Here is a 19,612-nt window from a genome sequence, read left to right as displayed (position 1 = left end):
ATGGCCTTGGCGTCTGTGGGTACGAACTTATTCGTGAATTATTCATATTTATAAAATTAATTTTGAACAGTTACTTATCTATATCCTTTTTCATAATACTTGCCAAGATGATACCACCAAATATTAGTTTGGCTAAATCCAGGCAAAACTTTCCTCCTTCACTCCAAAGAGTTGTTTTTTGTTCTATATTCAATTTCATACCGCAAAGATAGCAAAATATTCAATACAAAGCTCTATTTTGCAGTTAAATAAGCTAAATTGCCCGCTAAATATCCTCGGAAAGAAAATCTAGCGGGCAATCTATATGTTACAAAGAGACAAGAGAATTCTTCACTCTTCCCTCTTCATTCTTCACTTCCTTAGAGTCTCTCGTGAGCCTGACGAGCAATTACGTCGAGCTGCTGCTCACGTGTCAAGTCGATGAACTTAACAGCGTAACCACTTACACGGATGGTGAAGTTCTGGTACTCTTCCTTCTCTGGGTGCTCCATAGCATCCTTGAGCTTGTCGATACCGAATACGTTCACGTTCAGGTGGTGAGAACCCTGGTTGAAGTAACCATCCAATACACCTACCAATGTCTGGGCACGCTCCTCGTCGTTGTGACCGAGAGCACCTGGGCTGATGGTCTGAGTATTAGAGATACCATCGAGGGCATACTCGTATGGCAACTTAGCTACTGAGTTCAATGAAGCCAAAAGACCGTTCTTCTCTGCACCGTAAGATGGGTTAGCACCTGGAGCCAAAGGAGCACCGGCTGGACGACCATCAGGCATGTTGCTGGTATATTTACCGTATACTACATTTGATGTGATAGTCAGGATAGATGTAGTTGGCTCAGAATTGCGGTATGTATGATGCTTCTTGATCATGTTCATGAAGGTCTTGAGCAACCATACTGCAATCTCATCAGCACGCTCATCATCGTTACCGTAACGTGGGAAGTCACCCTCGGTCTTGAAGCTGAGAGGGAAACCGGTCTCATCACGGACGATGTTTACCTTGGCATACTTGATAGCTGAGATAGAATCAACTACGTGGCTGAAACCAGCGATACCTGTAGCGAAAGTACGACGAACATCAGTATCGATGAGCGCCAACTCTGCTGCCTCGTAGAAGTACTTGTCGTGCATGTAGTGGATGAGGTTCAATGTCTTCACATAAACGCCAGCCAACCAGTCCATCATATCCATGAAACGTGGCATGAACTCATCGTATGTCAATACATCACCCTCTACGGCGCGATACTTAGGACCGCACTGCTCGCGTGTCTTTGAGTCAACACCGCCAGAAACAGCGTAGGTCAAGCACTTAGCCAAGTTGGCACGGGCACCGAAGAACTGCATCTCCTTACCTGTCTGTGTAGCAGATACACAGCAGCAGATGCTATAGTCGTCACCCCAAACTGGGCGCATTACATCGTCGTTCTCATACTGGATAGAGCTTGTCTTGACAGAGATGAGAGAAGCATAGTGCTTGAATGCCTTTGGCAAGCGAGAGCTATAGAGTACGGTCAAGTTTGGCTCTGGTGAAGGACCCATGTTCTCCAATGTGTGGAGGAAACGGAAGTCGTTCTTGGTAACCATTGAACGGCCATCCTGACCCATACCACCTACCTCGAGAGTAGCCCAAACAGGGTCACCAGTGAAGAGCTCGTTGTATGAAGGGATACGGGCGAACTTAACCATACGGAACTTCATGACCAAGTGGTCGATGAGCTCCTGAGCCTCATCCTCAGTAAGAGTACCCTCGTTCAAGTCGCGCTGGATATAGATGTCGAGGAATGTAGAGATACGACCTACAGACATCGCAGCACCATTCTGAGTCTTCACAGCTCCGAGGTAACCGAAGTACAACCACTGAACAGCCTCACGAGCGTTCTTAGCAGGCTGAGAGATGTCGTAACCATACAACTGAGCCATCTCCTTCAAGCCCTTGAGCGCCTTGATCTGCATAGCAACCTCTTCACGGAGACGGATAACGTCGTCGATCATCTCACGGTCGCCCATGTTAGCGAGGTCGTTCTGCTTCTCCTCGATGAGGAAGTCGATACCATAGAGAGCTACACGACGGTAGTCACCTACGATACGGCCACGACCGTATGTATCAGGCAGACCAGTGAGGATGTGGTTATGGCGCACGAGTTTCATCTCAGGGGTATAAGCATCAAACACGCCGTCATTATGAGTTTTGCAATACTTGTGGAAAATCTCGTGCAGCTTCCCTGATGGCTGGTAGCCGTATGTAGTACAAGCCTGCTCTGCCATCTTGATACCACCGTAAGGCATGAAGGCACGCTTCAAAGGCTTATCGGTCTGCAGACCAACTACCTTCTCCAACTCCTTGGTACCCTCGCCAATGTAGGCAGCACCGTAAGCTGTCAATCCTGAAACCACCTCGGTCTCCATATCGAGCACACCACCCTTGGCACGCTCTTCCTTCTGGAGCTCCTTCAACATACCCCAAAGGGTGTTGGTAGCCTGAGTAGGTTCTGCCAGGAACGACTCGTCGCCATCGTAGCTAGTATAGTTGTGCTGGATGAAATCGCGAAGATTCACCTCACTCTGCCACAAGTTTCCCTTGAAACCTCTCCATTCTGTTTTCATCATTTTCGTTTATCCTTTATTTTATAAGTTAATAAATATATATAATTGTACACACTGTCATTCTTCTAAACCAGTCAATTTCCACCTTATTATATATAGGCAAATCCCACCTTATTATATATAGTGGGGATAAAAAAAGCCCGAACACGTTTGTGCCCGGGTTTTTATACACCTTGTCCGCAAGGTGTCTGTACGTTGATGTTACCGATGAGTCCATTCCCACCAGCAGTATCTTTCTTGGCCTGATAGCCTATATTTATCGTCGTTGACTTGATCATTCCTGTTACAATTTGATTTCGAGTGCAAAGATACGATAATAAAACGAGAAAAGAGAAGAAAACCCAAAGATTTTCTTCTCTTTCTCTTAAAATCCCTATTATTGAGTATTCAAGCAGCGCAAATCAAGATATTTGTGCCATACCAATATTACATTTTCTGCAATTTCTTGAGATATTCAGAAGGAATCTCCCCATATTCAGCCTTGAAACACCGGCGGAAATAAGCCACGCTATTCATACCTACCATAAAGGAGATCTCACTGATGCTATACTTACCCTCCAGAAGCAAATGCTCGGCATACTGCATCTTATACTTGCGGATATATTCGTTGGTAGATATACCCGTGAGCGCCTTCATCTTGCGATAGAGCGTACTGGTACTTACCGCCAAGTTACTGGCAATCAAGTTAACATCCACATCACCACTGATATTCTCTTCTATCAGCTTATTCAACTTGTCAAAGAATTCCTGATCTACCTTATTGAGCGATTCCCTCAACTGCTCTTTCTTCTGTGCCAAATTGGTTTCCTTCGATTCCTGTATCAGCATCTTGTCACGCCGACGCTGCTGCAAGAGGTTAAGGATTCGGCTACGCAAGAGCGAATGCGTGAAAGGTTTGGTGATATACGAATCGGCACCCGAGTCATAGCCCTTCTCCTTGGCTTCGAAAGAATCTTTCGCCGTAAGAAGAATGATAGGAATATGACTCGTGCGTATATCTTTCTTCAAGGCCCTGCACATGGCATTGCCATCCATATTTGGCATCATGACATCTGAAATGATTACATCAGGCACCTTATCCAATGCCAAAGCCAATCCTTCCCGACCATCACCAGCCTTCAACACATCAAACTCGTCAATAAACGATTCTGCCACATAGTCGAGTATCTCCCTATTGTCCTCTACCACAAGGAGCAACGGCTTGCCGTTCTCCACACTGAGCACAGCTTCCTCCAAATTGAGGACACCAGATGCAGCATCATTACCCTGCAATTTAGCAGAAGCATTCTCATCACCTCGCAAGGCATCGGGATAAATTTCATTCTCATCCAGAGTGACGATGAAACTGGTACCCTGCTCCAGATTGCTTTCTACCTTCACCTCACCATGATGCAGGGTCACCAACTTCTTGACCAACGAGAGACCAATACCTGTGCCGGAAGCCTGATGGGTTCCATTCTCCTGATAATAGCGATCGAAAATATGCGGCAATGCCTTTGCAGAGATGCCATGGCCCGTATCACTCACCGTGATATCCACCAAATGATGTTCCCCGCTGCGACGACGCTCCACACTGATATCAATATTACCCTGATCGGTATATTTGATAGCATTCGATACCAGATTATCCAAGATAATGGCGATGACCTCCTTGTCGATATACATCATGATCGGATTCTCTGGAGCCACAAACTTGATGGCTACGTCAGGCTTCTGTGCCAATTCCTCGTACTTCAAAGAAACCTCATGCACGGCATCCACCACGTTTGCCTTCACCACACGAAGCTGACGGTTATCGGTCTCCGTCTTTCTGAATTCCAATATCTGCGTAATCAGTTCGTTCAATCTCACCGCACTCTGATGTATCACCGCCAGCTTATGCTTCACGGTCTTCGTAATATCCGACGAATGCGAGATGTCATCGAGCGGACCAAGAATCAGCGTAAGTGGCGTGCGAAGTTCGTGAGTGATATTGGTAAAGAAGCGCAGGCGTTCCTCGTTGAGTTTCTGTTCCTTCTCATGGTGCACCTTTTCTGCTTTCAACTCGAATTTCAAGCGGAGATGACGCTGATATATTCTCAAAGCCAGATACACTATCGCCAAAACGAATAAGGTATAGCACAACTTAGCCCACCATGAAAGCCAGAACGGAGGCCGAACGATGATGGTAAACTCGGCTATTTCAGAAGACCATGGCTGGTTATGAATGCGAGCTCGTACCTGCAACAGATAGGTTCCAGGTGGAATATCGCGTAAAGTAATCGTTCCATACTGAGCAGTAATCCAATCATTCTGCAAACCAGAGAGCATATAGCTATACTCCACATGGTTCTCCATGGCAAAGTTCCGTACGGTAAAATTTACCGCAAAGGAATTTTCATCATACGCCAACGAGATATGGTTGCGTATGGCAAGATTGATGACACTATCAGTTTGCTCTATACCACGAATCAGCCGCAACGAAGTAATTATCGGTTCAGGAGCCCGACTGACAGACAAGACTTGTCTTGGCTGGAAACAGCATAATCCCTGAGCCGAACCAAAATAGATAATACCCTGTTCGGAACGAGCCACACTACCATCGTTGAAATTAGCCTTAACGACATTATCTTTCTCATTAAAATTGATAAACCTACCAGCTTTTCCTGCCTTTAAGCAACTGATACCACGATTGGTGCTCATCCAGATGTTGTGCATCTCATCTTCTATAATGGCACGCACATGGATATTGCTCATTCCCTGTCTCTGGTCATAAATCACGTGTCTATCCTGATGCTTTACATCAAAGCAGATGGCTCCCTCGTTGGTAGCTGCCCAAATACGACCTTGGGAATCACGCATCAGATGATTCACCGCATTGGAAGGAATATATTCCTTTTCACCCTTAGTTGAATTAAACGACTTGATCCGCTTCATTTGAGGCGAAAACACCTCAATGCCAATGCCGAAATAGCCCACCCAGACTCTATGCTGGGCATCCATACAGATGGCACGTACCATATCATTGCCAAGATGATAATTATTTACCACCTTCATCCGCTTGATATCAACCACATAGATGCCATGAGCGGTACCTATCCACATCTGCTGCTTGTCATCTTCATAGAAACATCTGACATCTTCATGCGCATCTGGCAAAACCTTGCGGAAACCTCCACCCGCCATCTTTACGGTAGCACCCTGATAGAAAGATCCAAACCACAAATTACCATTGCTATCTCGAGTTGCAGCTGCCACGATACTGCCACCTTCATGTTCATAGGTAGCCAATCGTTTTCTTTCTGGCGAGAAGACATTCAGTCCTTTACCATCAGTACCTACCCATAGCTGCCCATTCTTATCGAAAACCAATCCCATCACAGATTTCTCCGTAAGTCGTTCCAGCTGATCAGGAACACCAGCCCGGATGGTACTGAATGGTGCAACAGATTGAGTCAGGAAATTGATGCCGCTACCATAAAATCCTGCCCAAACATTATTATATTTATCTAGCAATAGGCTTCGCACACTATTACCCGTAAGATTAAATTCTTCCAACCCCTCGCTGATGAAAGAACATGGAATCTGAGTACTTGCAATAAATGATTTGTTGGCAACATCCAATACAGCTATACCCATCTGCTCGGTTGCTACAAGCATATTACCATTCGGCAATTCACAGAAATCAAAAATACGATGATTCTTGATGGTTTGATCCGCCACATGCAGAAATCGCTGGCTAAGTGGGTCGTAAATATCTATACCCATATTAGTACCAATCCATATCGTTCCTTTTTTGTCGCGATACAGACAAATCACCTCATTACCCGAAATAGAGTAGATGTCTTGGGCGTTGTGCTTAAAATTCCGGGCAGTTAAATGTTGGGTATCTATGATGGATAATCCACTCTTGACATGTCCCACCAAAAGATTGCCATTTCCCAAATCGAGCACACACCACAATTGATTATCAGGCAAACCTTGCACTCTATCTTTATCAAAATGCACAAACCTGCCGGTTTCGGGATCAAACAGTTCTACACCTTTCCAATAGGTGGTAATCCAGAGTTTACCATTGGCAGAGGGTGTGATATGCGTAATATCATTCGTTGCAATGCTGGAAGGATTCTTGCCGTCATGCTTATAGCTATGCCATTCTTCTGTTTGATAGTTAAAGGAATTGAGACCATCATTCTTGGTTCCAATCCAGACTACAGGTTCCTTGGCATCATCAATCACACAGTTCAATTCACTGCTGGAGATGCCCTTTCTGTCTCTTTGCTTGTAATAAGTAAAGAAGCTATTACCATCAAACCGATTCAATCCTTCTTCGGTAGCAAACCAAAGAAAGCCATATTTATCTTGCGCTATGCTTACAACATAATTGCACGATAAGCCCTGCTCCAAGTCCAATGGTCTTACCTGATACTTCTGAGCCAAGGCAACAATATGCCCCATCAAACAGATGAAGACCACCCAAAGTGTCTTTTTTATTTCTATCATATTCATCGAAGGTATATGGTTTTTAATTTTCAATTTGCTGCAAAATTAGCAAAAAGCTCCTTAAATCAGGCAAGAAACAAGCTAAAAAACATCAAAAACAGCGGCACAAATCTTTCAGTGCACGATTTATGCCCCCTTTTGAATGATTTTTCTCCATTAATTCCTAATAATCGCCGTACATTTGCAACCGAATAAACAACACGAAAGTTGTTCAACTAACACAAAGTTACTCAACTAACGCATAATAAACAAAACAACAAATATAAAGAACTAAAAAGAATGTCTTATGGCACATCAACCATTTAATCTCAAGAATGCCCTTTTATGGGCTGCAATTGCTTTGGGTGGATTCACATTCCAGGCATGCAGTAGCGATGATGATTATCCTACAGTGGATGGTCAGAATCCAACGATTTCATTAACATCAGACCTGATTCATGCAGAACCAGGACGTACCTTCAACATCACAGGTAAGATTAGCGATGCCGACGGTATCAAGTCTATCCGACTCAAGAACGAGGGAATGCTCCTCGACAAGACCATCAACCTGCTCGACATCTACAAAGATTCCCTGCTCCATGAGTATAATCTCGACTATGCTTATACTCCTGCAGACGACTGGACCGACAACTCCAGCTTCCCATTGGAAGTGACCGTTGAAGACGTGGTGGGAAAAGTATCAACAGCCAACATCACCATCAAGGGTGACGGCGACTTTACCTTCCCGGTATTCACAGTAGCACCATCTAATAAGGTGAACGTGATGAAGGAAGACCCAATATTCCTGCTCAATGTTGCCGTATCCGACAACAAGTCGTTGAAGAAGTTGGTCATTGATATTCCTGGCATCAACAAGCACGACGAGGTAACACTCTCTGGTACCGAGTACGAATACAGCGAGGAATATACATTCCCATCAGAAGATGCCGATTACGAGATGAGCATCAAGGTGTATGACAGTATGGACAACATGACCGAGCAGAAGAGCACCATCATCGTCAGCGACTTGGTTGACTTTGAGAAGATGTATCTTGCAGATGTCAACTCAGCAGCAGAACTGACAAGCGATGTTTATGGTGTACCAATGCTGGTTGATCACGTAGGCGAATTCCAGTATCGTGCCCGCTACTACAACCAGAAGCCAGGCACAGGCATACGCTTCATTCCACAGAAGACCGATTTCGTTCCTCTCTGCTTCGGTGTTGACGAGAAGACAGGTTTGCTCACCCGCAAGGCTAGCGAAGCAAAGCCTATCATCTTGGAAAAGGTGGGCTACTACGAAATCAACTTCAACATCATCACAGGTGAATACAAGGTGGAGGAATATACCCCTACAACCAAGAAGATGATCCTCAACGGTTCTACCACGATTGACTTCAACGACGGTTCTGGCGCACAGCCTGCACAGATTTGTCTGGCAGGTAAGGGTTACTTGCCAGAGGGAGCCGGCGAATGGACAACCAATCAGAACGCAGGTGCATTCATCTTGAATCAGGACGAGAACAACCCATATCGCCTCTATCGCGAAATGAACCTCAAGGCAGGTGATGAAATCGAATTCACCATCAGCCAGACTCACTGGTGGGGTTGGTGGCCAGAGCCTTACTGGCGCTTCGATGGTTCCGATGAGAACGAGGCCAACAAGCTCAACGGCGGTGACAACATGAAGAAGGTAAAGGTTCCTGTTACAGGAAAGTATCTCTTCGAGTTCGACTACGCTCTCTTGCGTTCTCGCATCATCCCTATCAAATAGTATAACACGTGTGAAAGAACAGTCATCTAGAATATTAGAAACATAGTAATATGAACAAGAAATATATCATAGCAGCCATGGCAACCAGTTTTGCCCTCAATATGAACGCTCAGAGCGTGAAAGTGACGGGTACTGTCGTGGACAGCAACAACGAACCAGTTATTGGAGCATACATCAAGGTGAAAGGTAGCAACAAAGGTGCTGTTACCGACCTGGATGGTCATTATACCATTGATGCCGACAAGAACGCTACCCTCGTTATCTCATACGTAGGTATGGCAAACCAGGAAGAGAAAATCGGCAACCGTTCACAGATCAACTTTGTACTGAAGGACGATGCCAACGACTTGAACGAGGTGGTTGTCATCGGTTACGGTCAGGTAAAGAAGGGCGACCTCACCAGTTCTATCTCAGCCATCAAGGGCGACAAGCTGGAAAAGCTCTCTACCGGTAACGTGATGAACGCCCTCCAGGGTCAGGTGAACGGTGTACAGATCAGTGGCGCCGGTGGTCCTGGTGCTTCTCCTCGTGTCATCATCCGTGGTGTCACTACCGTGAATGGTTCTGATCCTCTCTACGTTGTAGATGGTATGCCTGTAGGTACCAACATCAACTTCCTCAACCAGAACGACATCGAGAGCATGCAGGTATTGAAGGATGCCTCTGCATCAGCTATCTATGGTACCCGTGCTTCGAATGGTGTGATTTTGATCACCACCAAGAAAGGCAAGAAGGGAGATGCCAAATTCAATGTAACAGCCACCGTAGGTCTCCAAACATTGAAGAAGCAGAATATGGCAGACTCTCAGGAATACAAGAAAGTGTTTGATACTCGTTATACCAACGATGGCAACGTTTCTCCTTTCAAGGGAAGCGCTGACACCTATACCGACTGGTGGAAAGAATGTATCAATGATGTAGCCGTACAGCAGAACTATGACCTTTCATTCTCTGGCGGTAACGACAAGATGATTTACTCTGGAAGCATCGGTTACTACAAGCAGGACTCTCAGTACAAGGTAGGTCAGTGGCAGAAACTCTCTGCACGTTTCTCTACCGAATACAATTTCAATAAGATTGTCAAGGCTGGTGTTGACTTCACTCCTCGCTACGAGCAGTGGGATGACACCCCAGGACTGATGAGTGCCATCATGGCGATGGATCCAACTACTCCAGTGATGCGACCAAAAAGCGAATGGACCAGCAATCCATACAGCAACTATGACCGTTCGCACAACAACCAGGAATGGAACCCAGTGGCTTCTATGGCACGTATGGACTCTGGTGCTAGCGAATATGGATTGCTCGCAACTCCATACGTAAGTCTCACCCCAATCAAGGGATTGACCATCAAATCAGCATTCGGCTTGAATGCCCGCTTCCGCAGAACCGATTCATTCAACGTAAACTTCTTCATCGACAACTTGGAGCAGAACCAGAACAACAACGCTACCAGAAAGATGGAGAACTGGGTGGACTGGAACTGGACCAACACCGTGAACTACATGACAACCCTCAACAAGAAACACAACATCAACTTGATGGGCGGTTACACTATGGAGCGCTTCCAGGACTACTGGGCTAATGCTTACTCAGAGAACATCCCAAATAATGATGAGTCTCTGCGCTACCCTAGCTCAGGAACCAAGAACCCAGCAGCTACGGGTACCGACAGCTTCACTTCGCTGGTATCTTACCTGGGACGTGTGATGTACAACTACGCAGAGAAGTACTACCTCACAGCATCTATCCGTGTGGATGGTTCTTCCAAGTTCTCCAAGGACAACAAGTGGGCTACCTTCCCATCTGTATCTGGAGCTTATCGCCTTACCGGCGAGGAGTTCATGAAGAACCAGAAGGTGTTTGATGACATCAAGATCCGTGCTGGTTGGGGTAAGGTTGGTAACCAGAACATCGACAACTCGGCATACCTCAGCTCTATCGGTACAACAACCTATGTATTCGGTGGAACTCCAAACCGCATCATCGGTTCTACCGTGAGCGGTATCGGAAACTCAAACCTGAAGTGGGAAACCGTGGAGGACTGGAACGTGGGTCTTGACCTCGCTCTTCTCCAGAGCCGCCTGAAGATTACAGCGGATTACTTCGAGAAGACATCTCACGATATGCTGATGAAGAAAGACAACCTCCTCATCCTCGGTTACCCAATGTGGAACGGACAGATGTGGGAGAACGTAGGTAAAATGAAGGCATCTGGTTGGGAACTTGGTATCAACTGGAACGACCAAATCCAGGACTTCACCTACGGCGTAGGTCTGAATCTTTCTCAGGTAAAGAACAAGGCAGTGAAACTGAATGGTGACTACATCTGGACAGGTGGATTCAGTGGCGACTACATCGTTCGCAATGCCGAGGGCGAATCTCTCAGCCAGTTCTGGGGTTACAAGACAGCAGGTATCTTCCAGAACGAGACAGAAGTGAAGTCATACACCAACGAGCATGGCGAGTCATTGCAGCCAAATGCCAAGCCAGGTGACCTTCGCTTCGTGGATTTGAATAATGATGGCGTTATCGACAGCAACGATAAGACTCATATCGGTAATCCATTCCCAGACCTCATGGTAGGTTTGAACCTGAATGCGGCATACAAGGGCTTCGACCTCGTAGCCAACTTCTACGGAACCATCGGCAACGACATCTTCAACAAGAACATCGGTCGCTATGCAGGAACCGACGGTCAGAATGTATATGCCGGCACTTACGACAAGACCTGGAGAACCGACAACACAGGTGCAGAATTCCCTCGCCTCTCTGTCAACGATTCCAACATGAACTACAAGCGAGTAAGCGACTTCTTCGTAGAGGATGGTTCTTACTTCCGCTGCAAGTTGCTCCAGATTGGTTACACCTTGCCTAAGCAGTGGTTCAACAACAAGCTGAACTTGCGTCTGTCATTCTCAGCTCAGAACCTCTTTACCATCACCAACTACTCTGGTGCAGATCCAGAAGCAGCATCAATGGGTAAAAGTGTAACAGAGGCAGGTATCGACTACACAGGTTATCCTAACCCACGTACCTTCCTCTTCGGTTTGAACATGAGCTTCTAATCGCAGGGAATATACATTATTATAATATATGTAATCATTAAAATAAGAAACAAGATTATGAAAAGATATATCATAAGTTTGACCTTGGCTTCTGCCCTGACCATGGGCTTGACATCTTGCTCCGACTTCCTTGAGGAGCCTATCCGCGGTCAGCAGGATATGGAGAACTACTTCACCACCGAGGAAGAATGCGAAAAGCAGATTACCGGTTGCTACAACTTCATCGCATGTGATGACTGGTGGCAGATTTACAAATTCTACAACCTCTGCAACATTACCACCGATGATTGCTGGATGGGTAACACCACACAGGACCCGGGTGAATATAGAGCAGCAGCCATGTTTACCGGCAACACCATCGACTTGGGTAATGCCGTACAGAACTTCTGGCAGTATCGCTACAAGGGTATCACCCAGTGCAACATCGCCATCGAAAAGATTGCACAACTGAAATTCAACGACGAGAAGTATCAGAAGCGCCTGATTGCCGAGGCTAAGTTCCTCCGCGGTTTCTACTACTTCGAACTGGTGAAGAACTTTGGCGGTGTACCATTGGTAATGTCACTCAAGATGCCTTCTGAGGTTCAGGGTATCACCCGAGCTACCACAGCAGAAACCTACGCTCAGATTGAGCAGGACTTCAAGGATGCCCTCGCCGATCTTCCAAAGAAGGCAGAGTTATCTGCCAACGACATCGGTCGTGCTACCAGCGGTGCTGCCAAGGGTATGTTGGCAAAGGCATATCTCTACCAGGGCAAGTATGCTGAAGCTGAGCCTATCCTGCAGGAACTCACCTGCCGTGGCTCTCATGCCAGCGGAACACCGGAATATGAACTGATGGATGACTTTAGCCAGGTTTGGAACATCGACTACAACAATGGCAAGGAGAGTCTCTTCGAGATTCAGACCAGTGATGATACCCAGTATTCTCTGGGTGAGCGCTACTCTGTCTTGGTTGGTTCACGTGACGACGCTGGTTGGTCATGGGGTCTTCCTACCAGCAACTTGGAAAAGGCTTTCAAGGATGCAGGAGACGAGATTCGACTTCGCTATACCATCCTTCACGATGGACAAACAGATGTTCCTGGTGACCCAACATGGAATGAGGACAACCCTTACGTGATTTCAGCCAGCAAGCATAAGTCTGGCCGTTGCAACATGAAGCTCTTCATCCCAGTGAACAGGCGCCCTAGTCCATACGATGCACCTCACAATCCATTGAACATCCGCTTGCTCCGCTATGCAGAGGTATTGCTGATGTATGCAGAGACAGAGAATGCTCTCAATCACGACAGTGAGGCACAGTGGGCACTCAACAAGGTACGCCAGCGTGTTCAACTTCCAGAAGTTACCGCCACAGGCACAGCCCTTCGTGATGCTATCCGCACCGAGCGCCGTCTGGAGCTGGCACTTGAGGGAACCCGCCTCGACGACCTGCGCCGCTGGAAGATGGATGATGGAAAGACAATGATGGAACACGTATTCGGTCCTAACGGTACTTTCGTGAAGTACAACATGGAGGAATCTACCGACCCATACGAGACCACCAACCAGCAGGAGAACAGCAACGAGGGTATCAACTTCCAGGCACCTCGCGACCTTCTCTTCGCCATCCCTAACTCAGAAATTACCATGAGTAACGGAACCATCAAGCAGAACGAAGGTTACAACTAAAATATCAAAGGGGGCAGGACAAATCTCTTGTCCTGCCCCTTTTCTTTCATAAAAATATTGCTATCCATACACCTTATTATATATAAAGCCTCAGCAAATGAAAAAAACATCCATCTTCAGCCTCACAGCTGCCTTGATGATGACTGCCAACTTATATGCGCAATCATCATATACGGTCACCATAAACCCCAACATCTGCTATCAGACCATAGCAGACTTCGGATCAAGCGACTGCTGGACAGCCGATTTTGTGGGCAAATATTTCAGTGATGCAGAAAAAGAGAAATCGGCGAAATGGCTCTTCAGCCAGGAAATGGATGCCGACGGTAACCCAGAAGGCATCGGCCTCTCGATGTGGCGCGTAAACCTGGGTGCCGGTTCAGCAGAACAAGGTAGCCAAAGTGGCATCGAAGACATCACCCGACGCGGCTACTGCTATCTGGATGCCAATGGCAACTACGACTGGACCAAGTCGGCAGGTCAACAATACTTCATGCAGCAAGCCAAGAAATATGGAGTAGATCATTTTCTGCTCTTCTCCAATTCAGCCCCAGTACAGTTTACCAAAAACGGCAAGGCATGCGCCAACAAGGGTGTGAGCGGAAGCAATCTCGCAGACAATCACTATGCCGACTTTGCCAAATTCCTCACGACCACAACCAAGCACTTCACCGACGAAGGCTACAACATAACCCTCATTGACCCGGTAAACGAGCCACAATACGATTGGACAGAAGGTCAGGAAGGTTCACCATGGACCAACGAGTGCATCGCCAAGCTCGCCCGAGAGTTGGACAAAAGCATTACCTACCAGAGACTCTCTGCCCAGATACTCCTGCCGGAAGCCTGCCAATGGAAGGCACTCTATCAAGACGGAACCGAGAAGAGAGCCAACAACCAGATAGAGGCTTTCTTCAATACCAGCAACAGCAGCACCTACATCGGCGACTTGAAAAACCTGAAAAGAGCCATCGCTGGTCATAGCTACTGGACCTTCGGCACGAATGCCGACCTGAAGGACATCCGTCAGAACGTATGGAACAAGGCTCAGGAATACAATCTCGATGTATATCAAACCGAATGGAGCATGCTCGATAAGGAGCCATCCACTTCAGCAGGTTTCCCTTCCAGTTACGATGCAGCCAGCTATATGGACATCTCGCTCTATATGGGTAAGCTTATCCACTGCGATCTCACCTACGGCAATATGGCATCATGGAGCTACTGGACCTCTTTCGCACAAGAGAAATGGGGACAGAAGAACCGCTTCTATCTCTTGCGAATGAATGCCCAGGGCGATAACAACAACGAGAGCTATGGTGATATCCAGAACGGCGGTACCATCACCGACAACAGTAACCTCTGGGTACTCGGCAACTACAGCCGTTTCATCCGCCCTGGTTACAAGCGTATCGACCATATCACCAATAAGGAAGAAGATCTCAATAAGCTTCTGGGATCTGCCTATCTTTCTCCAGATGGCAAACGAATCGTTTTGGTATATGTAAACATGATGGCATCACAAAACAGTGTACGCATCAACATTGAGGGACAGAAGGCAGCCAAGGATATCAACGTTTACCGCACATCTGCGAAAGAAAACCTGAAGCACATCAAGAGCAGTTTCAGTCTGGATAAGCTGATTGCCATCCCTACCAAGAGCGTTGTAACCATCGTGATTGATTTCGAAGATGCCATCAATACTGGCATTAGCCATATCAAGGCAGATAAGGCCGGTAGCAATGACATCTACAGCATCGAGGGCAAATTGGTTCGCAAACATGCAGATTCTACAGAAGGACTCGCCAAGGGTATCTATATCCAAAACGGAAAGAAATTCGTGATAAAATAACAGCAAGGGCATCCATCTGCCTTTTGAACAACTCATCAAACATAAAATTCTATTATGGCACATAATTATATGAAATACGGTGCTTTATCTGCATTGCTCATCGCCAGCATCAACATGCAGGCAGCACAGGAAGGAACAACCCGTTATACCATCCTTACCCAAAGCCCGGAGCAGCACATCCAGCACTTCGGTGCCAGCGATGCATGGAGTATGCAGTTTCTCGGTCTATGGTCAGAGAAACAGCAGGAGCAGATTGCCGACTGGCTCTTCTCTACCGAGAATGATGCCTTAGGCAAACCTAAAGGCATCGGCTTGTCTATCTGGCGATTCAATCTGGGAGCCGGAAGCGAGGAACAGGGAGAGGCTTCGCAGATTCAGCCGGGCACAAGAACCCAATGCTTTCTCAATGCTGACGGCACCTACGACTGGAGCAAACAGGCTGGACAGCGCAAGTTCCTCAAGCTCGCCAAGCAGAGAGGTGTGCCTTATTTCCTCGCCTTCTGTAACTCAGCACCCGTGTTCTATACCAAGAATGGACTCGCAACCAACACAGGGCGCGGCGGCACCATCAATCTGAAGGATGATTGCTACGGCAAATTCGGAAAGTTCATCGCCACATCTCTCAAAGGCATCGAAGAGCACGATGGCATCCACTTCAACTACATCAGCCCTATCAACGAGCCGGATGGACATTGGAACTGGACAGGACCGAAGCAGGAAGGAACCCCAGCCACCAACCGCGAGTTTGCCAAGGTGGCAAAGGAGGTAAGCAAAGCATTGGTAAAAAACAAGCTCAACACCGAGATTCTCATCAATGAGTCGAGCGACTATCGCTGCATGCTTGGCACCCACATGGCCGACTGGCAGCGAGGATACGAAATCAACTCCTTCTTCACCAAGGACAGTACGCAGACCTATCTGGGCAAGACCAAGCAACTCCTCCCTCTCATCGGTGCTCATAGCTACTGGACTAATACCCCTATCCCATACATGAGAGAAATCAGAATGAAGATTAGGGAAGCGTGTAAGCAGAAGAACATCAAGTTCTGGCAAACAGAACTCTGCATCATGGGCAACGACGAGGAGATTGGTGGCGGAACTCCTTACGACTTCTCGATGAAGACAGCCCTCTATGTGGCTCGTGTCATCCATCACGACCTGGTATATGCCAATGCCGAGAGCTGGAGCTGGTGGCGTTCTGCAGGCGGTGACTACCGCGATGGACTCATCCGCATCTACAGCAAGGATGGATGGAAGAGCGGCTGGGCAGTAGATTCCAAGTTGATGTGGGCACTCGGCAACTACTCTCGCTTTATCCGTCCAGGTGCCCAGCGCTTCGATATCGCTACAACTTCTGCCGACGGAAAGCAGATAGAGGAAGGTTACAACGACCCTTACGGAGTAATGTGTTCTGCCTATCAGAATGCCGACGGCAAATGGGTGATTGTGGCAATCAACTATTCTGAGGATGTGAAGCCTGTCAACTTCCAACTCGATAATCATGAGCAGAAAAACTGGCAGATGTATCGTACCAGTGACATCTCTGCCGAGAGTTTAGCGCCTGTTGGAAGTTGCGATGGAACTACGCAGTTGGCTCCACGAAGCATTACGACTTTTATGCAAAAATGATTGAAATAGTGTCTTTTTAACGAAAAATCCCCTTTATTGAACGATTTTTATCCTTCATAAAGGAGATTTTCCGTTATCTTTGCAAATGTTTTATCAAGAATACTAAAAAAATAAGTATAATGACAGTAACAACTTCAATCAAGACATTAGCCTTTGCCTCACTATTGGCACTGGCACCGGCTCAGATGATGGCGGCACAAAAAGGTGGCACCTTCACTACCGGCGACAAGACATTCCTTCTCAATGGCAAACCTTTCGTGGTTAAGGCTGCCGAGTTGCACTACCCTCGTATTCCTCGTGCCTACTGGGAGCATCGCATCAAGATGTGCAAGGCTCTTGGAATGAATACCGTCTGCCTCTATGTATTCTGGAATATCCATGAGCAGGAGGAAGGCAAGTTCGATTTCACAGGCAATAACGATGTGGCTGCTTTCTGCCGCCTCGCCCAAAAGAACGGCATGTATGTCATCGTTCGCCCAGGTCCATACGTTTGTGCAGAATGGGAAATGGGTGGTCTGCCTTGGTGGCTCCTCAAGAAGAAGGATATCCGTCTGCGTGAGCAGGATCCTTACTTCATACAGCGAGTAGAAATCTTCGAGAAGGAAGTGGGCAAGCAGCTGGCTCCACTCACCATCCAGAATGGTGGTCCTATCATCATGGTTCAAGTGGAGAACGAATATGGTTCTTACGGTAAGGACAAGCCATACGTAAGTGCCATCCGCGACATCGTCCGCAAGAGCGGATTTGATAAGGTGAGCCTCTTCCAGTGCGACTGGTCATCCAACTTCCTGAACAATGGTCTCGATGACCTGACCTGGACCATGAACTTCGGTACAGGTGCCAACATCGACCAGCAGTTCAAGCGTCTTGGTGAGGTTCGTCCGAATGCTCCTAAGATGTGCTCAGAGTTCTGGAGCGGCTGGTTCGACAAGTGGGGAGCCCGCCACGAGACCCGTCCTGCCAAGGATATGGTAGAAGGAATGGACGAGATGCTTAGCAAAGGCATCAGCTTCTCTCTCTATATGACCCACGGCGGAACCAGCTTCGGCCATTGGGCAGGTGCCAACTCTCCTGGTTTCCAGCCAGACGTAACCAGCTACGATTACGATGCCCCTATCAATGAATGGGGATTGGCTACGCCAAAGTTCTATGAACTCCAGAAGATGATGGCGAAATACAACGACGGCAAGAAGTTGCCAGCCGTGCCTAAGGCTCCGATGCAGATCATCAAGGTGCCAGAGTTCAAGTTTACCGAATACAAGCCTTTGAGCTATGGTATCGGAAAGGCGAAGGAAACCCATGCTCCTCAGTGCTTCGAGGATATGGATATGGGATGGGGTACCATGGTTTACGAGACTACCGTTCCTGCCATCGAAGGTACATCAACCCTGACCGGCGAGTTCCACGACTTTGCCCAGGTATATGTGAACGGAAAATATGTAGGCAAGATAGACCGTGTGAAGAATGAAAAATCACTCGAATTGCCAGCCATGCCACAGGGTGCACAGCTCACCATCGTGGTAGAAGGTATGGGAAGAATCAACTTCGGTCGTGCCATCAAAGACTACAAGGGTATCATCGGCAACGTAACCCTCACTACACAGAAAGAGGATTGCGAACTTGCCCTCACCCCTACCCGATGGAACAACAGCAGCATCGCTGATGATTACCAGACAGCTGTGAATGCACTCGCCATGCCAACCAACAAGATGCGTGGTCTCCTGACCAAGGCGGGTTACTATCGCGGCTACTTCAACCTGAAGAAGGTGGGCGACACCTTTATTAATATGGAGGCATTCGGCAAAGGTCAGGTTTATGTCAACGGGCATGCCCTCGGCCGCTTCTGGCAGATTGGTCCTCAGCAGACCCTGTATCTCCCTGGTTGCTGGTTGAAGAAGGGCAAGAACGAGGTGATTGTTCTCGACGTTGTAGGTCCTAAGGGCGAAGCAGGAAAGCCAGGTTCTACCGTGGCTCCTACCGCTTTCTGCCAGGATCATCCAGAGCTAGACAAGCTGAATCTCGAAAAGAGCAACAAGCACAACGAACCAGGTCATCGCATGGATCTCAATTCAGAGACTCCTGTATTGAAGGGCGAGTTCAAGGCTGGCAACGGCTGGCAGACCATCAAGCTCGACAAGCCTGTAACCGGTCGCTACTTCGCCATCCAGGCAGAGAGCAGCCAGAGTGGTGACAGCCAGATTGCCATCGCCGAGGTTTATCTCCAGGATGCACAGGGCAACCGCATCGACCGCAACAACTGGGTGGCTTACTACGCTGACAGCGAGAAGGGTAACTCAACTCTCGACAAGATGTTCGACCTCCAGGAAAGCACCTACTGGCAGACCGAGAAGGGCGCCAACTTCCCACATCTGGGAATCGTGGATATGGGTAAGGAGGTTACCATTTCAGCCTTCGAGTATCTGCCACGTGCCGAGCAGGGGGCACCGGGCAGCGTCAAGGGCTTTAAGCTCTACGTTAGAAAATAGAATGACTTTTTGTTTTTTTATACATTGATATGCCATTATGTGAATACTTTTGCGTATCTTTG

The 19,612-nt window shown here is 47.4% G+C and carries 9 protein-coding genes; 6 read left to right on the top strand and 3 right to left on the bottom strand.

Annotated elements, in window-relative coordinates:
- Nucleotides 1-70 precede the first annotated feature (70 nt).
- The 3 genes from AAAT87_RS04330 to AAAT87_RS04320 form a co-directional block, all read right to left on the bottom strand.
- The gene (locus AAAT87_RS04330) at nucleotides 71-199 is read right to left on the bottom strand and encodes a DUF6722 family protein (RefSeq protein ID WP_349225739.1); all 129 of its coding nucleotides are present in this window, start codon (nucleotides 197-199) and stop codon (nucleotides 71-73) included.
- Between the two features lie 160 nt (nucleotides 200-359).
- Complete coding sequence (gene pflB, locus AAAT87_RS04325) at nucleotides 360-2,606, bottom strand: formate C-acetyltransferase (protein WP_349225741.1); 2,247 nt, start codon at nucleotides 2,604-2,606, stop codon at nucleotides 360-362.
- 426 nt (nucleotides 2,607-3,032) lie between these two features.
- Nucleotides 3,033-7,088, bottom strand: coding sequence for a hybrid sensor histidine kinase/response regulator transcription factor (locus AAAT87_RS04320; protein WP_349225738.1), 4,056 nt, complete (start codon nucleotides 7,086-7,088; stop codon nucleotides 3,033-3,035).
- Nucleotides 7,089-7,374: 286 nt separating this feature from the next.
- Between AAAT87_RS04320 and AAAT87_RS04315 the strand changes: the two genes are divergently transcribed.
- The 6 genes from AAAT87_RS04315 (at nucleotide 7,375) to AAAT87_RS04290 (ending at nucleotide 19,550) form a co-directional block, all read left to right on the top strand.
- Complete coding sequence (locus tag AAAT87_RS04315; protein WP_349225737.1) at nucleotides 7,375-8,841, top strand: hypothetical protein; 1,467 nt, start codon at nucleotides 7,375-7,377, stop codon at nucleotides 8,839-8,841.
- 50 nt (nucleotides 8,842-8,891) lie between these two features.
- Nucleotides 8,892-11,909 carry a SusC/RagA family TonB-linked outer membrane protein gene (locus AAAT87_RS04310; protein WP_349225736.1) on the top strand — a complete coding sequence of 1,006 codons (3,018 nt, stop codon included), beginning with the start codon at nucleotides 8,892-8,894 and terminating at the stop codon, nucleotides 11,907-11,909.
- A 57-nt stretch (nucleotides 11,910-11,966) separates the two neighbouring features.
- A complete protein-coding gene (locus AAAT87_RS04305; protein WP_297158892.1) occupies nucleotides 11,967-13,583 on the top strand; it encodes a RagB/SusD family nutrient uptake outer membrane protein in 1,617 nt (538 codons plus the stop codon).
- A 97-nt stretch (nucleotides 13,584-13,680) separates the two neighbouring features.
- Nucleotides 13,681-15,435 carry a glycoside hydrolase gene (locus AAAT87_RS04300; RefSeq protein WP_349225735.1) on the top strand — a complete coding sequence of 585 codons (1,755 nt, stop codon included), beginning with the start codon at nucleotides 13,681-13,683 and terminating at the stop codon, nucleotides 15,433-15,435.
- Nucleotides 15,436-15,504: 69 nt separating this feature from the next.
- Complete coding sequence (locus AAAT87_RS04295) at nucleotides 15,505-17,064, top strand: glycoside hydrolase (RefSeq protein ID WP_295023962.1); 1,560 nt, start codon at nucleotides 15,505-15,507, stop codon at nucleotides 17,062-17,064.
- 119 nt (nucleotides 17,065-17,183) lie between these two features.
- Complete coding sequence (locus tag AAAT87_RS04290) at nucleotides 17,184-19,550, top strand: beta-galactosidase (RefSeq protein WP_349225734.1); 2,367 nt, start codon at nucleotides 17,184-17,186, stop codon at nucleotides 19,548-19,550.
- Nucleotides 19,551-19,612: the final 62 nt, after the last annotated feature.

This window comes from Segatella sinensis, from assembly GCF_040095255.1.
Taxonomy (GTDB): Bacteria; Bacteroidota; Bacteroidia; order Bacteroidales; family Bacteroidaceae; genus Prevotella; species Prevotella sinensis.
The sequence above is the reverse complement of the archived record's forward strand: the minus strand, read 5'-3'. Positions and strand labels throughout refer to the sequence as shown.

What these genes read in the sequence shown, in the direction of transcription:
- AAAT87_RS04305 (WP_297158892.1), top strand. Translation starts at nt 11,967, where the DNA reads ATGAAAAGATATATCATAAGTTTGACCTTGGCTTCTGCCCTGACCATG.
- AAAT87_RS04330 (WP_349225739.1), bottom strand. Translation starts at nt 199, where the DNA reads ATGAAATTGAATATAGAACAAAAAACAACTCTTTGGAGTGAAGGAGGA.
- AAAT87_RS04290 (WP_349225734.1), top strand. Translation starts at nt 17,184, where the DNA reads ATGACAGTAACAACTTCAATCAAGACATTAGCCTTTGCCTCACTATTG.
- pflB (WP_349225741.1), bottom strand. Translation starts at nt 2,606, where the DNA reads ATGAAAACAGAATGGAGAGGTTTCAAGGGAAACTTGTGGCAGAGTGAG.
- AAAT87_RS04295 (WP_295023962.1), top strand. Translation starts at nt 15,505, where the DNA reads ATGAAATACGGTGCTTTATCTGCATTGCTCATCGCCAGCATCAACATG.
- AAAT87_RS04310 (WP_349225736.1), top strand. Translation starts at nt 8,892, where the DNA reads ATGAACAAGAAATATATCATAGCAGCCATGGCAACCAGTTTTGCCCTC.
- AAAT87_RS04320 (WP_349225738.1), bottom strand. Translation starts at nt 7,088, where the DNA reads ATGATAGAAATAAAAAAGACACTTTGGGTGGTCTTCATCTGTTTGATG.
- AAAT87_RS04300 (WP_349225735.1), top strand. Translation starts at nt 13,681, where the DNA reads ATGAAAAAAACATCCATCTTCAGCCTCACAGCTGCCTTGATGATGACT.
- AAAT87_RS04315 (WP_349225737.1), top strand. Translation starts at nt 7,375, where the DNA reads ATGGCACATCAACCATTTAATCTCAAGAATGCCCTTTTATGGGCTGCA.